Below are 23,280 nucleotides of genomic sequence, written 5' to 3' on the forward strand. Positions count from 1 at the left end.
TTGATCATTTAGCGGATCACTTACAAGAAAGTTTTGAAACCGGAATGAGTGCGCAATCCGTCCCCGCTCTGATGTTGCAAGGTACCGGTTCCGATGTCGGGAAATCCTTGCTGGTGGCCGGATTGTGCCGTGCCTATGCCAGACGTGGCCTGCGGGTGCGTCCGTTCAAACCGCAAAACATGTCAAACAATGCCGCCGTTACCGATGATGGCGGCGAAATCGGCCGCGCGCAGGCGCTTCAGGCGCGTGCGGCGGGTGTTGCCACATCAGTTCATATGAACCCGGTTTTGCTGAAACCGCAAAGCGACATTGGGGCGCAGGTTGTGGTGCAGGGCAAAGTCCTGACCAGCGCCAAGGCACGTGATTATTATCGCCTAAAACGCGATCTGTTGCCCAAGGTGGTCGAAAGCTTCGAGATCATGGCAAGTGATGCCGACCTTGTCCTGATCGAAGGTGCCGGCTCACCTGCCGAGGTCAATCTGCGGGCGTCCGATATTGCCAATATGGGCTTTGCCGAGGCCATAGGCGTTCCGGTCATTCTGGTCGGCGATATTGATCGTGGCGGGGTGATTGCCTCCATCGTTGGCACATATGCGCTACTGTCCGAGGATGACCGCCGCTGGCTCAAGGGCTATGTGATCAACAAATTTCGTGGCGATGTGTCGCTGTTTGAACCAGCCACCGGCATCATTCATGAGCGCTGCGGGCTTAAAAGTTACGGTATCGCAACGTACTGGCCGAGTGCCTACAAGCTGCCTGCCGAAGACGGTGTGGCGCTGGAAAAGGTCGGGAAATATCACCGCAAGGCCGGGAATGAGGGGGACGCAGTCCTGCGCATCGCGGTGCCGCATTTACCGCGTATTGCCAATTTTGATGATCTTGATCCGCTCGCGGCCGAGGATGATGTTGAATTGCTGGTGATCAAGCCAGGGCAAGTGATCCCGGGCGATTGTGACCTTGTGCTGCTGCCGGGGTCAAAATCGACTATGGCCGACCTTCGGTTCCTCAGGGAGCAAGGCTGGGATATCGATATTCTCGCCCATCACAGGCGAGGTGGCCATGTGATCGGCATTTGCGGCGGGTATCAGATGCTGGGTCGTATGGTCCATGACCCGGACGGGGTCGAAGGCGCGCCGGGAAGCGAGGCTGGCCTTGGTTTGCTTGATGTTGAAACCGTCATGGCGGGCGACAAGACGCTGCGCAAAACAGCCGGACTGACGGTTGGCGAGCATATTGTTCTTGCCGCCGGAACATCCGTCGATGGCTATGAAATCCATATGGGCCGGACCGATGGCCCGGATCGGGCGCGAAGCTGGCTTGATCTGGATGGTGTGGTGGATGGCGCGATCAGTGGTGATGGGCGGGTTCTGGGGTGCTACCTGCACGGGCTGTTTGGCAGTGATGATTTCCGTCATGCCTTTCTGGCTGTATTGCGATCGGACGAGGCACACAAAATGACGCATTTTGAGGCCAGTATTGATGCGGCCCTTGATGAATTGGCCGATCATCTTGAAGCCTGCCTTGATCTCGATGGCATGCTGGAACTGGCAAAAAGCCGGGCGTGACAGGGCGCATTTAAGCTTTCTGTCAGGCATGAGCGTTACGTATAGCAAAATTGCACTTTCGCGCACTTGAAGGTCTTTACTTCGCGCGCGTTGCATGGTTTGAGATATTTTGCAGTTCCGGGTTGGAAACGAACCGGCTTCGTTGCGGTTTATGGAATGTTTGCGCCCCCATGCCGGGTCTTTGCGAAACGTTCATCTTGGTCGGGTATCTTCACGCTCATGCGTCAGTTATATCATTTTTGGCTTTCACCTTTTTCGCGCAAGGTCCGTCTGGTCCTGGCCGAGAAAAAGCTCGATTTCGAACTCACCGCTGAACCGGTATGGGAACGGCGTGACGATTTCCTGCTGCTTAATCCGGCCGGTGAAGTGCCTGTGCTTAAGGAAGAAGACGGGACGGTGCTGTGTGATTCCAGCGTCATCTGCGAGTATCTCGACGAGGTGTACCAGGACGAGCCGAAACTGTTTGGATCCGACCCCAAGGAACGTGCTGAAATCCGCCGCCTTGTCGCGTGGTTTGATGGCAAATTCAATCGCGAGGTCACTGACCATCTGTTGGGTGAGAAGCTCCTGAAACGCTTCTTCTCGACCGGCACCCCCGATACCAAGGTCCTGCGTGCCGGGCGCACCAATGGCGCCTACCACATGGATTATATCGGCTGGTTGTTTGAACGTCGGAACTGGCTTGCCGGTGATCATCTGACCATGGCCGATCTTGCGGCTGCCGCACAGGTATCCGTGATCGACTATATGGGCGATATCAACTGGTCAAAACATCCACGCGCCAAGGACTGGTACATGCGGATCAAAAGCCGCCCTGCAATGCGCGATATTCTGGCAGATCGGCAGGCAAGTTTCCCGCCATCAAGTCATTATGCGGAACTGGATTTTGAATGAAGGATTCATCCATATCTGATGAATTCTATCCTGAAGGCGGGTTAAATACCGCCAGTTACGATCTTCGCGCTGATCTTGATCGTAAGATTTTTGAAGACCCCATTCCCTTTTATACGCGTCTGGCGACCAGCCTTGCGCATGAAAATGGCGTGCTTGAACTGGGCTGCGGCACGGGCCGGATCAGTGCCGCGATTGCCAGGCTTGGTGTCGTGGTCGAAGGCCTTGATCTGTCACCCGCCATGCTGGGTCAGGCGCGCGCCAATTATCCCGATCTGACATGGCATCTTGGCAATATGTGCGACTTTGATCTGGGGCGGCAGTTTGATCTGGTGATCATCCCGTTTCGCGGACTTCAGGAAGTCACCGATGCCAAGGGTCAGCGTCGCGCCCTTGAACGGGCCTTATCCCATCTGAAACCCGGTGGGGCGATCGCCCTTGATCTGATGGACCCGGATTTGCGCTATTGCCTGCCAGAAGGTGACCCGGAGCACGTCGAACTGCCGATCTTTCCGATGCCAGAGGGCGTCGGGCAACCGGGCAGTCGGCTTCGCATCACGGCGATGGAACGCACCAATGATCCCCTGACCCAAAAGTTCAGCGAACATTGGCGGTTTGAAGAAATTAACGATCAGGGCGATGTGATTACGCGCGAGGATTGCTGGCATCACCTGCGCTGGGTTCATCGCAGTGAAATGCGGCTGATGTTGGAGCTATCCGGTTTCGTTTCGATATCCGAATTTTCGGATTTCCAGGGCGATCCCCCGAAATATGCCAGCAATCAGGTCTGGATGGCAAAACGGCCGGACTGATGCCCGGCCGCTCAATTGCGTCTACTGGTGTTTATCCGTTAGCTGCTCAGTTGCCGGCGAATTTCGCGGCACTGGTCATGGTTTCAGCACGTTCCTCATTGGTCAGCGGCACAAGGCCGTTATCCGCCAGAAGGCCTTCTTCACCAATCACCGCTTCCGAGACATAGGTCGAGATAAAGTCACCCAGGCTCTGAACCAGCTGTTGATGGTCATCCTTGACGTATAGGTAAAGCGCACGCGATGCCGGATAGCTGCCATCAAGGATGGTTTCATAATCCGGCTCGATCCCGTTGATCGGGACACCCTGAAGGCGTTCGCGGTTGCGCTCCAGATTGTTAAAGCCCATCACGCCGTATGAGGTCGGATCTTTTTCAAGCTTGCTGATCACCAGCCGGTCATTCTCGCCCGCCTCGATATAGGCCCCGTCTTCGCGAAGGGTCCGGCACAGCAGTCGGAAGCTGTCAGGATCGGTTGCCTCAAGGCTTGCGATGTCAGAAAACGTTGCACAACCCTGATCAAGCAAAAGCTGCCCCATCAGGTCGCGCGTACCCGAAGTCGGCGGCGGGCCATAAACGCGGATTTTAAGGTCCGGCAGGCTGGGATCGATATCAGACCATTTTTCATGCGGGTTTGGCACACTTGCGCCATTGACCGGAACGGTCCGCGCCAGGGCGAGATAAAGCTGGCGGGCGGTAAGTTCCATACCCGGTGCTTCGCGGGAACCCAGCATGACAATGCCATCATAGCCGATCTTGATTTCGCTGATGTCGCGCACAGAATTTGCCGCGCAAATTGCGGTTTCCGACCCAGTGATCGGGCGCGATGCGTCAACGATATCGGGGAACTCTGCGCCAATGCCGCCACAAAACAGCTTGAAGCCGCCGCCTGAACCGGTGCTTTCAACCACCGGGGCCGGTGCGCCGGTGGTTTTGGCGAAATGTTCGGCGACCTTGGTGGTCAGCGGAAAGATTGTCGAAGAACCGACAATCCTGATCTGATCGCGGGCCATTGCGGCATGTGATGTCAGAAGTGCCATCGATGCGGCAAGGGTAGCCAAGGCAAACGTGCGACGCATTTCGTCCCCCAAAACGTATCCGGTGATGGTCCGGCAAATGGTTCTACCGGTCATATACAAGGAAATCGGTCACCGTGAACCTGTTTTCTAAACTGACGGTCCCCGTCAGTTCGATTCGGTGCGAACATCCATCTTCTCTATATTCGCTTTTGCCGCGTCAGCAACAGGGGTTCCATTTGAAAGTTCTATGACAGTTAACCAGTCCTGCCGTGCAAGATCGGTATCACCGGCAATCTGATGGAGCTTGCCGCGTTCGAAAAGCGCCTGAACATTCCGGGGTTCCCGGTTCAGAACTTGTTTGATATCAGTCATTGCCAGATCGTAACTTTCTAGTAGCCGCCAGGCCGATGCCCGGTAAATCAGGGCCTCGGTATGATCAGGTTGAAGATCAAGTGCGGCATTGAGGTCATCAATCGCCTCCCAATACTGCCCGGCAAGGCCAAGTGCCATGGCACGATCGACCCAAAGCTGCGGGTTGTTGGGCACCAGTTCAAGCGCGCGGCTTTGATCGCGCCAGGCGAATTCAAGGTTATCGGCCATCATCCAGGCCTGACCGGCCTGGGCCAGCATCCCGGCAACCACACCGGGCCCGGCCGTACTGTCCTTGGCAAGTGCGTCAAGACGGGTGGCGGCTTCTTCATATTTGCCAAGCGATATCAGTGCCACGGCAACACAATGGCGGGCCGGTTCCCCGCCACCCAGGTCGCGCCAGGCAATCGCGCTTTCAAATCCGTCTTCGGGTTTGAGTTGGGCCAGCTTGATGCAGTCACGATATTGCTGGCTTTCTTCCTGTGTCATGCCACCGTTGCTTTCGGTCTGGGCCTTGGCGGAAGGCAATCCTGCGCCATAGATGCCGACAAACCCCGCCAGACACAGCAAGCCTGTGGCGCGCGCTAGGAACGAGGTCGCGAAAAGTCGTGACATGAAAAAGCTCCGTCTTTGGCAAAATTTATGGCAGTCACCATAGAAGATCACATGATCGATCCACCATGGCTGAATGCGCATATCTGTAAACGCACATTCGTGAAGTCTCACACCATGAAAACGGCAACAAGATGATTGTTGTTCCCGAAAGCCACAGGTTGCGGGAACAAATCATGGTCCAAAAGGTTTTGCCAAAAGACTTTGTTTGTGTGTGGCAAGGCCGTTACTGTGCCCTTCACACGAATTTGCCGTCACAAAAGGTGCCTTGATGACCAATAAGCTGTTCTGTTTCGGATTGGGGTTTTCTGCCCGCCTTGTTGCCCGCGATCTTAAGGCAGAAGGTTGGAAAATTGCCGGAACCACGCGAAGCGCGGACAAGGCCGAACAGCTGAAGTCTGAAGGCATCGAGCCCTTCATTTTTTCCGATGATCAACCGATTGCCGATATCGCCAGCGCGCTTGAAGGCGTGACGCATGTCCTTTCATCGGCCCCGCCCGGCGGGATGGGCGATCCGGTCATCCATCATCATGGCAGTGATCTTGCGGCACTGCCCGCGGGCACATGGATTGGCTATTTGTCGACCACGGGGGTTTACGGTGATCGGGATGGCGCCGAAGTTACCGAGGATGATGATCTTTTGCCAAGTGGCAAACGCGGTCGCAGGCGTGTGGCTGCGGAAAAGGCATGGTTTGATCTTGGCCGTCGTCATGATCTGTGTGTGCAAAGCTTCCGACTGGCGGGCATCTATGGCCCCGGTCGCAATGCGCTTGAAACCGTTCGGTCAGGTCGTGCGCGTCGGATCGTCAAACCTGGTCAGGTCTTTTCGCGCATCCATGTTGATGACATCGCCCAGACGGTTCTGGCATCCATCAAGCAGCCCAATTCCGGGGCGGCCTATAATGTCTGTGATGATGATGCGGCCCCGCCCCAGGATGTGATTGCGCATGCCTGCGGTTTGCTTGGTATCGATCCGCCACCTGAACAGGATTTTGCCACCGCCAAGCTGAGCCCGATGGCCGCCAGTTTCTATGAGGACAACAAACGGGTTTCAAATGCGCGGATCAAACAGGAATTGGGTGTTAAGCTGCACTATCCGGATTATCGGGCCGGTTTGCTGGCCCTGCATGATGAAATACTGGCCAAATTGCAGGGCAGAGACGAAAACGTTTCATAAAACCGCATTGTTGACCACAATTGCGGGTCGTATATAACCCAAGAGCCTGCGGAAAATCATATTGTCGTCTGTTTGGACACCGTATGTTCAGGCACCATATGATTTTCCACAGGATCAGTTTCGGACCGGATCGTTTTGGCGTTCCGGACCCCAAGGCCACCGAGCACGGGCATATCATGTGGGCATCGTCCGCATCGTCCCGACCGGCAAGGAGAGAGCAAGCATGGATCGTCGTATCGTAACCGTTTTTGGCGGCACCGGATTTGTCGGACGTCATATCGTCAAGCGTCTGCTGGAGCGTGATTTTATCGTTCGCGTCCCAACCAGAAGCTTTGAGCGCGTCAAAAAACTAAAACCGATGGGCAATCTGGGGCAGGTCGTTCCGGTCCATTGCGATGTGCGCGACGAAGACAGCATCAAGGGCGCGCTTGAGGGTTCCGAAGCGGTGATCAACCTGCTAGGCATTCTCTATGAACGCGGCAGCAAGAATTTCCTCAATATCCACGTCAAGGCGGCCAAACGCATTGCCGAGGAAGCCAAGGCAGCCGGTGTAAAGACGCTTTTGCATATGTCGGCACTGGGTGTGGATAAAAACACCTCTGCCAACTATGCGACGTCAAAGCTGGCCGGTGAAAAAGCCGTGCGCGAAGTGTTCCCGGATGCAGTGATCTTCCGCCCGTCGGTGATCTTTGGCCCGAACGACAATTTCCTGAACAAGTTTGCCACCATGGCGCGTTTCTCGCCGATGTTGCCGGTTGTTGGCGCACCGGGCCTTCCGAAAGTTGATCTGGGCGAAGGCAAGGTTGATCTGCACGGCGAAGGCGGCCCGAAATTCCAGCCGGTCTATGTTGGCGATGTTGCTGATGCCTTTGTCACCGCACTCACCGAAGGCAAATCTGCTGGCAAGACCTATGAGCTTGGTGGACCGGAAACCTATTCCTTCATGGCGCTTTTGCAGGACATGCTGCGCATTACCCGTCAGCGCGCCATTCTGATGCCAGTTCCGTTCTGGCTGGCCTCGATCAAGGCATTCTTCCTGCAGTTCCTGCCGGTTCCGCCTCTGACCCCGGATCAGGTTCGGTTGCTCAAGACCGATAACGTCGTTTCCGAAGGTGCGGATGGTTTTGCCGAACTTGGCATTACACCCAACAGCCTCGAGGCAATTGCGCCGTCATACCTCAAACGGTTCTGCCCGCCGCGTAAATCCGGTGAGTTCCGCCGTTTCGTCTAAGACGCACGGCTGATCAGACGATCAAAAAGAAAACCCCGCCAAACCGTTGGCGGGGTTTTTTATTGCCTCGAAGGTGCCAAGGACACAAGCTGCGTTGCACAGGACCATCAGACCTTCTTAAGGGTCTCACGAACGGTATCGATGATTTCAGAACGCGACGGGGCCTGAATGACCGGCTCTCCACCAGGACGTTCAATCATGATCACCGGAATGCCAAGGTTCCGCGCGGCTTTGATCTTGGCAAAGGTCGCATCACCGCCGCTATTTTTGCTGACGACCACATCGATTTCGTTGCGTTCAAGAAGCTCGGTCTCGCTTTCAACACTGAACGGGCCGCGCGCAAAAAGCCATTCGCCAAATTCCAGATCAAACGGATCACGCGGGGCATCAACAGTGCGAACAAGCAACCATGTTTTTTCAAGCCCCTCAAAGGCATGAAGGTTCTTTGCCCCGCTCGCGATTAGCGCGCGATTGCCAACGTCAGGCAGGATTTTGGCCGCTTCCTCAATCGATTTTACCATGATCCAGTTGTCATCTTCGGTCTGTTCCCAGGCCGGACGGTGATACTGAATGCAAGGCATTGCCACGGCATGGCAGGCCTTGGCGATATTGTGTGAAATCTCGGTGGCATAGGGGTGGGTCGCATCAATCACCAGATCAATCTGTTCGTTTTTGAGATGGGTGATGATGCCTTCTGGCCCGCCAAAACCGCCGATACGAACGGGAACGCCATCGGGAAGGCTCGGCGCGCTGGTGCGCCCGGCGAGCGAGAGTTGCAAACGAACATCCCGGCCAAATTCATGCATCAGGTCCTCTGCAATGCGATTTGCGTCTCCGGTCCCGCCAAAAATAAGAATGCGTTTTGGACGTTCGGCAGGGCGGGAGAGGGACATGGGCAAAGAACCTTGTTGTTGCTTTATGACCTTGGGTGGCCTGATTGTTGTGCAGACACGGGAACAGATTAACGAACTGCTGCTTACGATGCCACCGGTCGGAATTGATCAAATTCGCCAATCCCGTGGCGGGCAATGATGGTGCCGTTGCGGTCGGTAATAATGACTTCAACGGCCGATGCGCCGTCCAATGTCGCGCGCGCGGATTCGCAGGCCTGACGGGCAATCGCATCTTCAATCTTAACGTCCGCTGCCTGACAAAGTTCCAGAACCTGTTTGGCGGTATTGGCCGTGCGACACTGGTTTTGCAGCGTTTCATCCCCGCCACACGCTGCAATCGTTCCTGCCAGTCGATCAAAATCGACCTGTGATCGGCTTGAATGCAAATCGAGATGCCCCTGGGCAAGTTTGACCAGTTTGGCAAAGCCACCGGCGATGCTGACAAAGGCAATCGGGTTCTTGCGAAGATACTTCAGCATCCCGCCAACAAAGTCGCCCATATCAAGAATGGCTTCTTCGGGCAGGCCATAGAATGCGCGAATGGCCGCCTCGGACGTTTTGCCGGTTGCGCTGGCAACATGTTCACGCCCGGTCGCACGCGCGACGTCAATCCCGCGATGGATCGAATGGATCCACGCCGAACAGCTAAACGGGATGACAATCCCCGTCGTGCCCAGAACCGACAAACCGCCGACAATGCCCAATCGCCCATTCCATGTCTTGGTGGCGATCTCGGCACCGCCGGGAATGGAAATCTCGATCTCGACATCGGGGCTTGCGCCATACTGGTCACGAAGTGCTTCGATCTGTCCGATCATCATTTCGCGCGGTTTGGGATTGATCGCGGGTTCACCGGGCGGCAATGGCAGGCCTGGCTTTGTAATCGTGCCAATCCCGTCACCGGCATGGAATGTGATGCCGCTTCCTGGTTTGCCGACGCGCACCGTCGATATGATTTCTGCCCCATGGGTGACATCGGGATCATCCCCGGCATCCTTGATCACGCTGGCGCGCGCCCAGCCATCGCCCTTTTCAGCCTTGATCAACTCGAAGGACGGCGTTTCTCCGCCAGGCAGGGTAATGGTGACCGGATCGGGAAAGTCGCCGGACAGCAATGCCTGCCACGCGGCACGGGTTGCGGCGGTGGCGCAGGCCCCCGTCGTCCATCCCTTGCGCAGTGGTCCTTCCGGTTTTCTTGCCATCAGTCGGTTTTTTCCTGTTAATCCTGTCGGTGTTTTCGCTATTGAGGGCGGGGATGAGATCCGATTGGGAAATTCAATTAAACATCAATATTTATGTGATTTAAAAAGTTATACGAAAAAATATCGGAAATATGTTGTGCGTATCGTTTGATTGCTGTTTAACATATCCTCTTGATGCGGTCCTGCACAGATGGCTGCATTTCATTTAAGTAGAAGTATCGCGCGATGACGAACCTTGGTGTTGATTTTCCGGTTTTTGAACCGGGTTGGGTATGGCTTGTTGGGGCGGGACCTGGTGATCCCGGTCTTCTGACGCTGCATGCCGTCAACGCCATGCAACAGGCCGATGTTGTTGTCTTTGATGCACTGGTCGATGAACGGATTTTGAACCTTTTGCGTCCCGATGCCAAACGCATCTATGCGGGCAAGCGCGGTGGCCGTCCATCCTCCAAACAAACCGATATTTCCCTGCAACTGGTTGAACTGGCCAAACAGGGCTTGCGTGTTTTGCGCCTTAAGGGCGGTGATCCGTTCGTGTTCGGGCGCGGCGGCGAAGAAGGCATGACCCTTGTCGATCACAATGTGCCGTTCCGGGTGGTGCCGGGCATTACCGCCGGGATTGCCGGTGCGGCCTATGCCGGTATTCCGACCACGCACCGCGACTGCAATTCGTCGGTCACCTTTGTCACCGGCCACGGATCCAGTGGCGAAGTGCCAGACAACATCAACTGGGCAGCACTCGCCAAAGGTGCGCCGGTCCTTGTCATGTATATGGCCATGAAACATCTGCGCCGGATTTCGTCGGAACTGATGGCAAATGGCCGGGCTGCGGATGAACCGCTTGCCGTGATCAGTCAGGCGACCACACCGGGACAGGGTATTCTGATCACCACCCTCGAAAAGGCGGCTGATGACGTCGAACGCGAAGGTGTTGAGCCGCCTGCGGTGTGCATTCTGGGCAAGGTTGTTGGCCTGCGCGATCGTCTGAACTGGCTGTCCCCACAGGACGATGTGACCGCGGTGCGTCATGTGCCGTTCGAACAGGTGCTTGATCTGATCACCGCACCGGCAGATCCCCTCAAAAACTGAACTTCGGTCCTGTCAGGATAAGGTCCAACAGATTGATATATATCGTTGCCGGTGGGACGCGCGACTGTACAATCGCGCGCATATGTTTTGACCCGGATGGATCATGGACGAACAGCAGGTATTGATACGCATCCTTGAAAGCGGTTGGGCGCAATGTGCCGATATCGTGCGCACGGATGGCGGGGTGCTTCTGACTGCGTTGGTGGCGGGACTGGTGGGCAGTGCGACCCACTGTGTCGGCATGTGCGGCCCGTTCGTGATCAGTCAGGTCACCAGCCGGATGGAACAGCTCCCGGTCGAGAAAATGAGCGAGTTTCGCCGTCTCACCGGTGCCGCACTCCTGCCCTATCAGTTCGGGCGTTTGTCGACATATTGCTTGCTGGGCGTGCTGGCTGGCTATTTCACCGACAGCATCAGTGCGCTCACCCGTGTCTGGTGGATCGGGCCGGTCTTGCTGATTGCGGCCGGTGTGTTTTTCCTTCTTTTCGGTATTTTGGGCCTGATGCCCCATCTTGGCGGTTTGTTGCCATCGACCGGCGAATCACGCTGGTGGAACAAGCTGGTTGGCAATCGTGCGCGTGGGCTTTTCCAGGCCCCCTATGGCTGGCGGGGATATTTGCTGGGCGTGATGCTGGGCTTTATCCCCTGTGGTCTGGTCTATGGCGCGCTTGTGATGGCGGCCGCAACCGGTGCGGCGCTTAATGGTGGGGCGGTGATGCTGGTGTTTGGTCTTGGCACGGTGCCGATGTTGTTTGTCACAGGCTTTGTCGGCCAGTATGCCGCACAGCGTTTCCGGGCCCTGATGGTGCCGGTCGGGCGCGGGCTTATGATTATCAATGGCCTGATCCTGTTTGCCTTGGCGGCAACGACATTGGGCTGATGGGGTCGGGCAGCGTGATCAAGTGTGAGCTTTCCCACAGGTGCTGAACTTGCAAGTATCGCCGGGATATTTATAGTGCCGGGTCAGGTTGTGACGCACAAGGATCGGTTGTCCGTAACCGGCAAAGACATAAGGATGGACGCGTGAGCAAAAAGACGCTTCTGGCAATTCTGGGTATTGCGCTGGTTCTCGGGATCGGTTTGACCTATCGCCTGATGATGATGGGGACTGAAACCAATTCATCTGGCGCAGCTTCCATCGGTGGGCCGTTCGAGCTTGTCAATCAGGATGGCGAAACTGTCACTCAGGATGACTTCAAGGGCAAATACATGCTGACCTATTTCGGCTATACCTTCTGCCCGGATGTCTGCCCGACCGAATTACAGGTCATGGGAACTGCGCTTGATATGATGCCCCAGGACATTGCAGATGAAATCACACCCGTCTTTTTCACGGTCGACCCGGAACGCGATACAGTCGAAGCGGTTGCCGAATATGTTCCCTACTTCCATGATCGGATGGTTGGATTGACCGGCACCGTTGAACAGACGACGGCGGCTGCCAAGGCGTTTCGTGTTTACTACGCAAAAGCGATCCCGGAAGGTGAGCCTGAAGATACCGATACTTATCTGATGGACCATTCGTCCTTCGTGTATCTGATGGATCGTGAAGGAAAATTCGTACGTCATTTCAATTACGGCACCAGCCCCGAAGACATGGCCAAAGGCGTGACCGAGGCAATTAAAAAGAATGGTTGATAACCGGCCGGGAGAATAGCCCAAATGCCTGACACCATTCCCGGGATCGTGATTGCGGCCCCCGCGTCAAACAGTGGCAAGACCGTCATTACCTTGGCGCTTCTGCGCGCGCTGACCCGCAAGGGCCATAAAATTTCTGCGGCCAAAACCGGGCCGGACTACATCGACCCGGCCTTTCAGGCAGCTGCGTGCCGCGATACCTGCATCAATCTTGATCCATGGGCAATGACGCCAGACCAGATCAACGGTTTGGCCCGCGATCACACGGAGGGCAAAGCCTTTTTGATGTGTGAAGGCGTGATGGGCTTGTTCGATGGTGCTGCCAATGGCGATGGATCGACCGCCGATCTTGCCACCCTTGCCGGGTGGCCGATTGTTCTTGTGGTCGATGTGAAAGGCCAGTCGGCTTCTGCAGCGGCAGTAATTTCCGGCTTTGCCAAGTTTCGTGATGACATCAATGTTGCCGGCGTGATCCTTAATCGGGTGGGCAGTGACCGCCACAAGCAGATGATTGTTGATGCCTGTGCCAAACATCTGCCAGATCTGCCGGCTCTTGGCGCGGTCCGGCGTAGCGAAGACCTGATCCTGCCTGAACGGCATCTTGGTCTGGTGCAGGCGGGCGAACATACCGAGCTTGATACCTTTCTCGATCGTGCCGCCGATATCATCAGTGAAGATGTCGATCTGGATGCCTTGATCGCACTGGTGAGTCAAAACGCCGGCAAGGCCAAGAAAACCAAAAAATCTGCAAAGGTTACCTCGACCGCACCCGTCATTGCCCCTCTTGGCCGTCATGTTGCGGTGGCGCGTGATGCGGCCTTTGCGTTTAGCTACCCCCATCTTCTGTTTGGCTGGCGTGCAGCGGGGACGAAAATTTCCTTTTTCTCGCCACTGGCGAACGAGGCCCCGAACCCGGATTGTGATGCCATCTATCTGCCCGGCGGCTATCCGGAACTTCATGCCAAAACCCTTGCCGAAGCCAAGGTTTTCAGGGCCGGCATGCACGACGCTGCCCAACGAAACATCTTGATTTACGGCGAATGCGGCGGGTACATGACCCTTGGCAACGGCCTTGTTGATGATAGTGGTACGCGCCACGAAATGCTTGGTCTGTTGCCGCTTGAAACCAGCTTTGCCAGCCGCAGGCTGCATCTTGGCTACCGCGAGGCACAGTTGGGCATTCCGACCCCGTTTGGTCCGGCAGGCATGAAGCTGCGTGGTCATGAGTTCCATTATGCGACAACGTTATCCGAAGACGGTATGCCGTTATGCCGGATGAAAACGGCGACGGGTCTTGATCTGGGCCCTGCTGGCCTGGTGGGTGGGAGTGTTTTTGGGTCCTTCTTCCACATGATCGCAGAGAGTTGATCAATCCGTTGTCAGACTTGAATGTGACGGGGATTACGCGCGGGTTAGACTGTGTTATGTCTCAATGACGGCCCGACTGAGAGAGATCATGGACAAAAAAGACCGCGTCGCATTGCCACCTGAACCGTTCTGGGAAACCAAGACTCTTGCTGAAATGACGCAAGCGGAATGGGAATCCCTTTGTGATGGGTGTGGAAAATGTTGCCTGCACAAGCTGCAGGACGAAGAAGACGATTTTGTCTATTACACCTCGGTCGCGTGTCGTTTGCTCGATTGTCATACCTGTCGCTGCAAGGATTATCCCAATCGGACCCAGCATGTTCCCGATTGTGTGCAGCTCTCCAAGGAAAATGTCGAAACCCTGTCCTGGATGCCATCCACCTGTGCCTATCGCCTTATGGCAGAGGGAAAACCACTACCCGACTGGCATCCGCTTAAGACAGGTGTCGCAGACTCGGCCATTATGGCAGGCATGTCCGTGCGCGGCATGGCCATCCCCGAAGACGAAGCCCATCCTGATCTGACACGCTATATCGTGAAGTGGCCTGCCTGAATTTACGAATAGTTGGAGTCGGATATGACGGTGTCTGATTCGAATGTCCTCAAGTTTCGCAAATTTGATGGCGGGTTTTCGCATGTCAGTCCGAAATAGACTGAGGGTGCCTTCTCTCCACAGATCCACAAGCCAAAAGTTGCAATAGACACTTTGATAATCATTTGAGCAAAAATTATCCTATCCCATGGTTGAAATACTAGCTGTATGGCTAATATATACTTCACGTTTGTCTCCAAAGGTATAGTTAGCTAGCTGTGAGGGTATTGAGGTGGGATTTCAATTTTTGCAAGGGGACGCTGACGCGCGCGCTGAAAAGCAGGTTACGGCAGCGCTCGGCAAGTCAATGGCGCGCATCGAATTTGACGTTGACGGTAACATCTTGCTTGCCAACGAGAACTTCTTGGCTGTCATGGGCTATTCGCTCTCCGATATTAAAGGCAAGCATCATTCGATTTTTGTGCCCAGCGAAATCGCCAAAAACGCATCCTATGCCGAATTCTGGAAAAAACTGCGATCGGGGGAGTTTGCTTCGGGTGCCTTTCAGCGTGTGCGCAAGGGCGGTGAAAAAGTGTGGCTGGAAGCAACGTATAATCCAGTTTTTAATGAACGCGGCAAACTGATCAAGGTTGTTAAATTCGCTGCCGACATCACCGCAAGACGCAAGGAAGCGGCTGTAAAGGATAGTGTTTTGCAGGCGATTGATCGCTCGCAGGCTGTGATCGAGTTTGATCTTGATGGTACGGTTCTGACAGCGAACGCAAATTTCCTCAAAGTAATGGGCTATGAGCTCAAGGAAATTGTTGGAAAAAAACACCGTATATTTGTTGAAGACGCGTACAGCAAAAGCCCGGAATACGCCGAATTTTGGAAAAACCTTGGTGAAGGCGAGTATCAGGCTGCACAGTTCAAGCGTATTGCCAAATCTGGAAAGGAAGTCTGGATCGAAGCATCTTACAACCCGGTATTCGACCAGGACGGCAAGCCCTTCAAGGTTATCAAGTTCGCAACAGACGTTACAGAGCAGGTCTCCCTGCTGATTGATCTCAAGAAGATGATCGATACCAATTTTTCCGAGATTAACCAGAATATCCAGAAGCTTGAGCAAGCGGCCCAAAGTGGTGCCTCCTCAGCTGAGGAGACTTCGGCAACCGTCCAGACAGTTGCGGCAAGTGCTGAAGAGCTGGCAGCTTCAATTTCGGAAATAGCGCGCAGCATGAATAAATCTCGCGACGAGACGGAACGCGCTTTTGAACAGACACAGGCCGCCAACAGTTCGACACAAAAAATGTCAGAAGTTGTCGCGTCTATGGGCAGTATCGTAGAGGTTATTCAAGGCATTGCCGGCCAGATTAACTTGCTGGCGTTGAATGCTACGATCGAAAGTGCTCGCGCAGGTGAAGCTGGCAAGGGTTTTGCCGTGGTGGCAAACGAGGTAAAAAATCTCGCCAATCAGGCTGCCAAAGCGACTGACCAGATTTCTGAAGAGATTTCAGGAATCCAGAACATATCTAACGAGGTCGTCAACGTGCTTCAGGCCATAAGTGGTTCAATTGAAACCGCTCGTGACAGCGTGACCAATATCGCGTCTGCGGTTGAGGAACAAACTTCGGTAACCGGTGACGTATCGCAGAACATGCAAAGTATGGCTCTGGCGGTAGAACAGCTCTCATCAGATCTTGATGAAATCAATCAGATATCCACTCTGGTTGGAGACTCGGTTGATCGCACTGAACGTGCAGCAGAAGTTCTTGCCCGCTAAAATTATTCAAACTCATGTGCATCTATATAAATGGGCCAAAGCTGAAAGGCTTTGGCCCATTTGTTTGTGACATCAAAATGCGGACTCATGCCTTGTCTTGGTGCAGAAGGTTTACCAGGTTTCGAGCGGGTCTGATTGTACAAACACGCTGTTGCCTAAGAACATCGACGCACGTTCAACGGAACGGATGATTATCTGGTTGAGCTCACAAGCTCCTGTCCGCACTTGGGTAACTTCTTCGATGTGGTGCAATAGCTACACGCATTGCATTACTTTCCGAGAGCTATGCAAAAGGGTTGCAAGCTAGGGTCCAAGCATCCTCTTGTATGTGAGATAAATCTTTTTGAAATACGGCAGAATATTTTTGTCGTCGCCAAGAAGCTTTCTAAGAATCTGTAATATAACTAATAAAAGTAAATATTGTTTCTCACGAACTGACTTTTTCTGTGTAGCCAAGCAAATTCACTTGCGCTAATCAAAAGTATATGTTTGGTATAGTTGATTATTTGTTCAAAGCGGGATCAATTGCTTAAGGGCAGAAATATTTCAAACTTCGACCGGTATGGCTGAGGGCCTGGCGTACCCGATGCAAAGTTTGAAAAACTGCAAGAAATTCCGAACATCTGACTCATCAAACGCAAGCCGTTTGAAAACCGGGAATGATCTGTGTTGAAGATCTCACCGTATCCTCTCGCATGAGAAGTGAACGCTCTTAGGCCTAGGTTCGATCATGCATGTGTATGAGAGGCGTGGTTCACGCGTTCATAATTACGACCAAACGGTCAATAACCCCGCGAAGCTGACGGGAAATGACGGGATAAACCCGTTTACGCAAAGGGTATAAAAGTGGGTATTGGATTTTTTAAGGGTGAGTCCGAGGCGCGGAATGAACAACAAGTCACCGCTGCGCTCGGTCGCTCAATGGCACGCATCGAATTCAACGCGGAAGGCAAGATCCTTTCGCTGAATGAAAACTTCGAAAAGACGATGGGCTACAAGGCCAGCGATCTTATCGGCAAACATCACTCATTGTTTGTCCCCGAAGAGCTTATCAGTTCGGCAGATTACAAAAACTTTTGGAAGAGACTGGCATCAGGCGAGTTTCTGACCGGGGCCTTCCCGCGCAAATGTCGTGACGGATCGTTGATTTGGCTTGAAGCCACTTACAACCCGATCCTCGACGCGAAGGGCAATGTAACCAAAGTCGTGAAGTTTGCGACCGACATTACCGAACGTCGCAACGAACGTGCTTTGCTGCAAAGCGTGTTTGATGCGATCAGCACCTCGCAGGCGGTGATCGAGTTCAATCTCGATGGCACGATTCTGACCGCCAATGAGAACTTCCTGTCTGTGCTGGGCTATAGCCTTGATGAAATCAAGGGCAAGCATCACAGCATGTTCGTGCCGGAAGATCAGAGAAATTCGTCAGAGTACCGGGCTTTTTGGCAAAGCCTGAACCAGGGAAAATTCCAGGCCGGTCAGTTCGCCCGTGTGGGCAAGAATGGCAAACAAGTCTGGATCGAAGCGACCTATAACCCGGTTCTTGATGCTGTTGGCAAACCGATCAAGGTGATCAAATTTGCCACCGACATCACCGAAAAAACCAAGCTTCTGATCGACCTTAAAAAAATGATCGACGGTAACTTTACCGAGATTGACAACAATATCACCGAGCTCAACACGCGCACGGTTCAAAGCGTTGATGCGTCGACCAACACGATGGAACTGACCCGCAACGTTGCGGCCAGCACCGAGCAGATGGCCGCCTCGATTGCCGAGATTTCCCAAAGCATGGCCCAGTCACAGGGCGCAACCGAGCGCGCCTACGAGCAGACCAACACCGCCAACGAAATGACCCAGCGCATGACGGGTGTGGTTGACGAGATGGGCAATATCGTTGAAGTCATTCGCAATATTGCCGGGCAGATCAACCTGTTGGCACTGAACGCGACGATTGAAAGTGCCCGTGCCGGTGAAGCTGGCAAAGGGTTTGCCGTTGTTGCCAACGAGGTCAAGAACCTTGCCAATCAGGCGGCACGTGCCACCGAAGACATCACCCAGGAAATTACCGGTATTCAGGAAATTTCCGCCGAGGTCGCCGGTGCTTTGGAGACCATCCGTGGTTCGGTTGAAACTGTCCGTAACGATGTCACCAACATCTCTTCGGCGGTGACAGAGCAAACGGCGGTTACCGAAAATGTCAGTACCAGCGTGCGCGACATGGCGCACTCTGTCGAGAACATGTCAGATAACCTTGCTGCCATTCGCACGACGACCGATACGGTCGCATCCTCTGTTCAGCGCACGCGCGAAGCGGCCGAAGTGCTGACGCGCTAATCAGGGCCAAGTTCTTCGATCGAAAGCTGCCATTGAAAGGGCGGAGCCAAACGGCTCCGCCCTTTTGTCATGGAATATGACAGTTTGAAGATGATCAAGGTATCCTGCGGGGAACCACTTGCCTTAAGCAGGGGGAAGTCACAAGAATGTCGGCTTGAGACACTTGGAGCTGATATACTCCGGGCTTGCAGGGGAAATACGGGGCGATAAGGAAATGAACAGCGATCATCTGCGCATTGATGTTCTTGGTGTGGGCGAGGCCTTCGATCCGAACTTTGAAAATTCGTCTGTCGTGGTGTCTGCGGGCGACTTTCGCCTCTTGATCGATTGCGGGGCAACGGCGGCCGGGCGGCTGATGGCCAAGTTTCCCGATCCGGATGCGATCGATGCGATCTATTTCACCCACATGCATCCCGATCATGTGTTCGGTCTTGTACCGGTCATGCTGAACTGGCGCGATGACGGCCGTTCAAAGCCTTTGCGTATTTTGTGCAGCCCGCAATTGCGCACTCATCTTGAGAAACTGATGGAGCTCGGCTTTACCGGACTTGGGTCAGCCTGGCCGTTTACCATCATCTGGCATTCGATTGCCGAGACAAATTCAATTGGTCCGTTTGAATGCCGTTTCGCAAGGTCCGATCACAGCGTGCAGAATCACGCGATCCTGTTGCGCTACGCGGACAAGGGATTTGCCTATTCGGGTGATGGCAATGTAACAGCAGAAACCGCGGCCCTGTTTACGGGCGCGGATCTGGTGTTTCAGGAAACTTATCTGATCAAGCATGATCCGCAACATGCAGCCCACTGTGATCTGGAAACGGTTTTGAAACTGGCCTCTGACATGCCCGGCGCGCGATTCTGGCTTTATCACGTCAAACGCAATGTCCGTGCGGAAATGGCCCAGATGATCAGGGGCAATGAACAGGTCCGTATTGCGGCACCCGGCGAAGTGATTGAAATCCGCTGAGCGGGCCAGTGTTCCCGGAACGGAAGGCAAAACAAAAATGCCCGGCACGAGGCCGGGCATTCGGGCATACAGGAATGCATTTCCTGATTAGTGAACCGCGCGTGGCTCCATGTCGTGCTGGCGGATGGCGGCATCCGCGACGGCATGGTTTTCGAACGACGCGATATGGGTGCCATCGGCGGTAAAGACGCCATAGACCAGTTCGTCACTGTCGTTCTCTGTATTGGGAACCGGACGCACATAGGCAAAATCATGAATACCCAACAGGGCGAAGTCACCATTTGACAGAAGACCGGTATCCTGGCCGATCCGCTGATCGCTTTCGGTATCGTGGTTATTTGTTCGATTTGTCATTTGAACCACTCCTTGGTTAGGCTTTGCCGTCTATTTGATCAGCATTGCTATCCTCGTCCTCGACATTCATGTCGATGGTTTTTGACGGCACAGCTTTTTTCTTGTTCGAGCCAATCGCGATTTCACGAACGACCGGTTCCGGCAAGGGTCTGTTCAGGTCAACATGCAGTAGACCGTTATCCAGATGCGCACCGACGACTTCGATGCCTTCGGCAAGGACGAAGGAGCGCTGGAACTGTCGTGACGCAATGCCACGATGGATATAAACACGTTCGCTGTCATCATCGGTATGTTTGCCGCGAATGATCAGCTGATTGTCTTCAGTGGTTACCGACAGGTCTTCCTCGGCAAATCCGGCAACTGCGACAGTGATTCGCAGTTTGTTTTCACCAATCTGTTCGATGTTATAGGGCGGATAGCCCTCGGCCTTGGTTTTCGAGACCTGATCAAGAACGCGTTCGATCTGGTCAAAACCCAAAAGCAACGGGCTGTTGAACATTGAAATTCGTGACATTTGCAGCACCTCCTCCATCAGAGCGAGTGTGGTTGTTTTCAGATCCCACGCATCCTGCGTTTCGGGCATCTAATTGTTCGACCCGAGGCATTCGGCACCGAACGTTTGATATATTCAAATAAATGTGGTTTTCCCGCCAATAGTCAAGCCTTGCCTGCGGCACGGACATAAGACATCGACTAATTCTTGGTTTGTGTCAGATCTGGCATGGTTTCAAGCGCATAATAGGCAACCGACTGATCCTTGCCGCGCAGCGCAACCTCGTGCATCACGGCGTTTTCCGGCAAGGGAATCGGCCCGTGATCAAACAGCGTCTTGGAAATCACCAATGGCACGCCGTGTCCCTTGGTCTGGGCTTCAAGGCGGGCGGTCGTGTTGATCGTATCGCCGATTGCACTGATGTTTTCGCGGCCGGGCGGGCCCATTTCCCCAACAATTGCCTTGCCCATATGGATGCCAATTCCAATGCGCAACGCATGGGGAAGTTCCGATTTAAGATGCAGGTTAAGGCCTTCGATCCGGCGCAGCATCTCGGCGGCTCCCTCAAAGGCCTGCAGGATGGTGCGTTCGGTATCATCACTTTCATGGCCATAAAGCGCCATAAGACCATCACCGGTAAACTGGGCGTAATACCCACCTGTGCCGCGCAATGCCTCGGTCATCTCGGCAAAGAACTGGTTTAGGATGAAAAGCACGTCATAGGGCATCTTGCTTTCGCCAAGCTTGGTCGAATCGCGCAAGTCGATAAAGATACAAACAACCTGTCTTTCACTGCCAGAAAGTCCGCCGGGACGCCGGCCGTCACGCGCGGTTGCGTTGGGCGGCAAAAGTGGTGCGACCGCCAGATCATTATGCGGTCTGATCTGACAGGCAAGGCGCATACCCTTGGGGGCCTGAATGCTTTTGAGTGCCGCGGCCTCGATATCACCGGGAGGGGCAAGGTGATCACTGCCTGATCCGCAGTGGATCCTGCATGTCGTGCAGCGTCCGTGACCGCCACAAACCGACGCCATCGGAACACCGGCATCGCGCAGCGCCTCAAGCGCTGTGGCACCGGGCGGTACACGCACGAAACGCCCGTTTGGCAGGCTCAACATCGGGCCGCGCTTGACCCGATCAAATGTCTGTCGGATCTGGCGCACACCAAAAGGTGCCAGCGCAAGGGCGATACTCAGGATCGTGAAGGGCAAAATGGCGTTTTCATAGAAGGTGATGGCGTCCTGATTGACATTGGCGGCATCAATCACGCCAAACACATATTTGCGTCCGCCTTCCTCGGCGCGGCGGATCACCTCGGCTGCCGCGGCCGAATAACCGGCAAGCGAAAGTGTCGGGATCAGAATGGCCAGCGTGCCAAGCGTATTGCGCCATTTCGGATAGAACGGTTTGACCCGCAGCCAGAAATGAATGCCGATGCAGCCATGCGCCCAGACAACAATCACCGTAATCGCCTGCAAGATGCCCTGATGCGGAATAAACACGGCCAGATCCAGAAGAACGCGCTCAAACGGTGAATCAACATCAAAGCCCAGATCGATAACCCGGGTCGCGATGATGTGTCTAAACAGCAGGAACGGAATGCACAGGCCAAGGATCATCTGTGCCCATTCCGATTTGCGCAGGCGCAAGGTGCGGCGGCTGGTCAGGCGTGCGGTTGCCAACAAAAAGTGCGTTATCAGTGACAACACCAACAGGATCTCAAGCGGTGGAAACTGCCAGACTTCCGTGGTGTATTCCCCGGCCTTTTCCATCAGTTCCGGTGAAACGATGCCTGCCGTATGGTTCAGCAAATGCGTCAGCACATAGGCAAACATGGTCAGGCCGGAATACAGCCGCAGATTCTGGATCATCGCTTCGGGTGCCTATTGTTCATTTGCGCGGTCTCTCAGTGGTCCAAACTTGAACGTCGACATTCTGCGGTCGATCACATCATTTTGCTGCGTCCATTGTTGAACAGGATCATGCAACACCTTTGGTTGATAAAGTGTTTTGCATCTTCAGGCACGAAAAAAGCCACCAGGATTTCCGGTGGCTTTCTGTGATTTGGTGCGTGATGTCGATATGATCTGTGGCCTTAGGCGGCGGACTTGATTCGCTTCCGGGTCATGAACTTAACGAGCGAGCGCGCGAAATCAACACTCGTGATCGGCGTCTCAAGCGACTTCATGGCAGCGTCATGCACATCATTGGGGATCAGGTCATAACGGGCCTGCAAAAGGGCGGTTTCATAGGGCTTCATGAATTCCGGATGCGGCTGGATTGAGGCGGCATTATCGCCATACTGCAAACCGGCATAGGGGCAAAAATCGGAACTCGCCCAGACAGTCGCACCTTTGGGTGGTTCAACCACCTGATCCTGATGGAAAGCATTGATGCGGATATTTGCTGGGCTGTCAGACAGCCAGTCGCTGTTGCGTGCATCAACCGCGTATTCATGTACGCCAACACCCCAACCCTTGTCGGATTTGATGACCTTGCCGCCAAGTGCTGTTGCCAGAATCTGATGACCAAAGCAGATACCAAAGACCGGCTGACCGGCAGAAACCGCATCGCGCAGGAAGTCCTGCAGGCGGATCATCCAAGGCAAGTTTTCATAAACGCCATGTTTTGATCCCATGATCACCCAGCCATCAGCATCGCGGATTGAATCCGGAAAAACGTCTTCTAGAACGGTCCAGGTTTGAAACTCAAGACTCGGGTCAACGTCGCCGAGCAGCTTTTCGAGCATCCCAGGGTAGGAGGCGAAATCGTCGCGAAGTTCTTCCGGTGCGAATCCGGTCTCAAGAATGCCGATCTTCATGCAAAAACCTCTGTGGTCGTCAATGTGGCGCTCTTGCTGAGTTATGGGATTTTAACGCCAAAGACAAGCCCGGTGCTGCGAGATTTTAGTCAAATTTTGACCGGAAATGCGAAACCGCCCGGCGCAAAGCA

At 54.2% G+C, this 23,280-nt stretch carries 21 protein-coding genes; 13 read left to right on the forward strand and 8 right to left on the reverse strand.

The genetic code is table 11. The features are described from left to right. The first annotated feature begins 44 nt into the window (after window positions 1-44). The 3 genes from FHI25_RS06470 to FHI25_RS06480 all read left to right on the forward strand — a co-directional run bounded on the left by FHI25_RS06470 (window position 45) and on the right by FHI25_RS06480 (window position 3,268). Window positions 45-1,565, forward strand: coding sequence for a cobyric acid synthase (locus FHI25_RS06470; RefSeq protein WP_210516115.1), 1,521 nt, complete (start codon window positions 45-47; stop codon window positions 1,563-1,565). A gap of 219 nt (window positions 1,566-1,784) precedes the next feature. After that, the gene (locus tag FHI25_RS06475; protein WP_040822555.1) at window positions 1,785-2,459 is read left to right on the forward strand and encodes a glutathione S-transferase family protein; all 675 of its coding nucleotides are present in this window, start codon (window positions 1,785-1,787) and stop codon (window positions 2,457-2,459) included. Next, entirely contained in the window at window positions 2,456-3,268 is an 813-nt protein-coding gene (locus tag FHI25_RS06480; RefSeq protein WP_210516117.1) for a class I SAM-dependent methyltransferase, read from the forward strand. Before FHI25_RS06475 ends, FHI25_RS06480 begins: the two co-directional genes overlap by 4 nt. A 46-nt stretch (window positions 3,269-3,314) precedes the next feature. Here FHI25_RS06480 and FHI25_RS06485 read toward each other — a convergent pair whose 3' ends face one another. Together FHI25_RS06485 and FHI25_RS06490 are read right to left on the reverse strand one after the other, a co-directional pair. Then, the gene (locus tag FHI25_RS06485; protein WP_246878918.1) at window positions 3,315-4,343 is read right to left on the reverse strand and encodes a substrate-binding domain-containing protein; all 1,029 of its coding nucleotides are present in this window, start codon (window positions 4,341-4,343) and stop codon (window positions 3,315-3,317) included. A 105-nt stretch (window positions 4,344-4,448) separates the two neighbouring features. Then, on the reverse strand, window positions 4,449-5,267 hold the full coding sequence (locus FHI25_RS06490; RefSeq protein WP_210516121.1) for a tetratricopeptide repeat protein: 819 nt from the start codon (window positions 5,265-5,267) through the stop codon (window positions 4,449-4,451). Window positions 5,268-5,535: 268 nt separating this feature from the next. Between FHI25_RS06490 and FHI25_RS06495 the strand changes: the two genes are divergently transcribed. Both FHI25_RS06495 and FHI25_RS06500 read left to right on the forward strand, forming a co-directional pair. Continuing rightward, window positions 5,536-6,441: an SDR family oxidoreductase gene (locus tag FHI25_RS06495; RefSeq protein ID WP_210516123.1), complete on the forward strand. Its 906-nt coding sequence runs from the start codon at window positions 5,536-5,538 to the stop codon at window positions 6,439-6,441. Window positions 6,442-6,664: 223 nt separating this feature from the next. Then, window positions 6,665-7,672 (forward strand): complex I NDUFA9 subunit family protein, encoded by a 1,008-nt coding sequence (locus FHI25_RS06500; protein WP_064780318.1) that lies wholly within the window; start codon window positions 6,665-6,667, stop codon window positions 7,670-7,672. Window positions 7,673-7,779: 107 nt separating this feature from the next. Here FHI25_RS06500 and FHI25_RS06505 read toward each other — a convergent pair whose 3' ends face one another. Continuing rightward, window positions 7,780-8,565 carry a cobalt-precorrin-6A reductase gene (locus FHI25_RS06505; protein WP_210516125.1) on the reverse strand — a complete coding sequence of 262 codons (786 nt, stop codon included), beginning with the start codon at window positions 8,563-8,565 and terminating at the stop codon, window positions 7,780-7,782. Window positions 8,566-8,648: 83 nt separating this feature from the next. After that, window positions 8,649-9,767, reverse strand: coding sequence for a cobalt-precorrin-5B (C(1))-methyltransferase (locus FHI25_RS06510; RefSeq protein WP_210516127.1), 1,119 nt, complete (start codon window positions 9,765-9,767; stop codon window positions 8,649-8,651). A gap of 225 nt (window positions 9,768-9,992) precedes the next feature. On the opposite strand from FHI25_RS06510, the gene cobA reads away from it, so the two are divergent. The 8 genes from cobA (at window position 9,993) to FHI25_RS06550 (ending at window position 19,481) form a co-directional block, all read left to right on the forward strand. After that, window positions 9,993-10,856, forward strand: coding sequence for a uroporphyrinogen-III C-methyltransferase (cobA, locus tag FHI25_RS06515; protein ID WP_008888930.1), 864 nt, complete (start codon window positions 9,993-9,995; stop codon window positions 10,854-10,856). 103 nt (window positions 10,857-10,959) lie between these two features. After that, the gene (locus FHI25_RS06520; RefSeq protein ID WP_063086011.1) at window positions 10,960-11,736 is read left to right on the forward strand and encodes a sulfite exporter TauE/SafE family protein; all 777 of its coding nucleotides are present in this window, start codon (window positions 10,960-10,962) and stop codon (window positions 11,734-11,736) included. Between the two features lie 143 nt (window positions 11,737-11,879). After that, the gene (locus FHI25_RS06525; RefSeq protein ID WP_210516130.1) at window positions 11,880-12,494 is read left to right on the forward strand and encodes an SCO family protein; all 615 of its coding nucleotides are present in this window, start codon (window positions 11,880-11,882) and stop codon (window positions 12,492-12,494) included. A gap of 24 nt (window positions 12,495-12,518) precedes the next feature. Then, window positions 12,519-13,862: a cobyrinate a,c-diamide synthase gene (locus tag FHI25_RS06530; protein WP_210516132.1), complete on the forward strand. Its 1,344-nt coding sequence runs from the start codon at window positions 12,519-12,521 to the stop codon at window positions 13,860-13,862. Between the two features lie 88 nt (window positions 13,863-13,950). Continuing rightward, complete coding sequence (locus FHI25_RS06535; RefSeq protein ID WP_008888934.1) at window positions 13,951-14,415, forward strand: YcgN family cysteine cluster protein; 465 nt, start codon at window positions 13,951-13,953, stop codon at window positions 14,413-14,415. Between the two features lie 271 nt (window positions 14,416-14,686). Next, entirely contained in the window at window positions 14,687-16,177 is a 1,491-nt protein-coding gene (locus FHI25_RS06540) for a PAS domain-containing methyl-accepting chemotaxis protein (protein ID WP_349237974.1), read from the forward strand. Window positions 16,178-17,023: 846 nt separating this feature from the next. Beyond that, window positions 17,024-18,514 (forward strand): PAS domain-containing methyl-accepting chemotaxis protein, encoded by a 1,491-nt coding sequence (locus tag FHI25_RS06545; RefSeq protein WP_210516134.1) that lies wholly within the window; start codon window positions 17,024-17,026, stop codon window positions 18,512-18,514. 214 nt (window positions 18,515-18,728) lie between these two features. After that, the gene (locus tag FHI25_RS06550; RefSeq protein ID WP_210516136.1) at window positions 18,729-19,481 is read left to right on the forward strand and encodes a ribonuclease Z; all 753 of its coding nucleotides are present in this window, start codon (window positions 18,729-18,731) and stop codon (window positions 19,479-19,481) included. Between the two features lie 87 nt (window positions 19,482-19,568). On the opposite strand, the gene FHI25_RS06555 is transcribed toward FHI25_RS06550, so the two are convergent. The 4 genes from FHI25_RS06555 to FHI25_RS06570 form a co-directional block, all read right to left on the reverse strand. Beyond that, window positions 19,569-19,835 carry a DUF1150 family protein gene (locus FHI25_RS06555; RefSeq protein WP_008888938.1) on the reverse strand — a complete coding sequence of 89 codons (267 nt, stop codon included), beginning with the start codon at window positions 19,833-19,835 and terminating at the stop codon, window positions 19,569-19,571. A gap of 16 nt (window positions 19,836-19,851) precedes the next feature. Beyond that, a complete protein-coding gene (locus FHI25_RS06560; RefSeq protein WP_040822570.1) occupies window positions 19,852-20,349 on the reverse strand; it encodes an Hsp20 family protein in 498 nt (165 codons plus the stop codon). A 179-nt stretch (window positions 20,350-20,528) separates the two neighbouring features. Further along, window positions 20,529-22,199, reverse strand: a complete 1,671-nt coding sequence (locus FHI25_RS06565) for an adenylate/guanylate cyclase domain-containing protein (protein WP_064788035.1) — start codon at window positions 22,197-22,199, stop codon at window positions 20,529-20,531. 224 nt (window positions 22,200-22,423) lie between these two features. After that, window positions 22,424-23,149, reverse strand: coding sequence for a type 1 glutamine amidotransferase (locus FHI25_RS06570; protein ID WP_210516138.1), 726 nt, complete (start codon window positions 23,147-23,149; stop codon window positions 22,424-22,426). Between the last annotated feature and the right edge of the window lie 131 nt (window positions 23,150-23,280).

This window comes from Thalassospira sp. ER-Se-21-Dark (assembly GCF_017922435.1).
In the GTDB taxonomy this organism is placed as follows: domain Bacteria; phylum Pseudomonadota; class Alphaproteobacteria; order Rhodospirillales; family Thalassospiraceae; genus Thalassospira.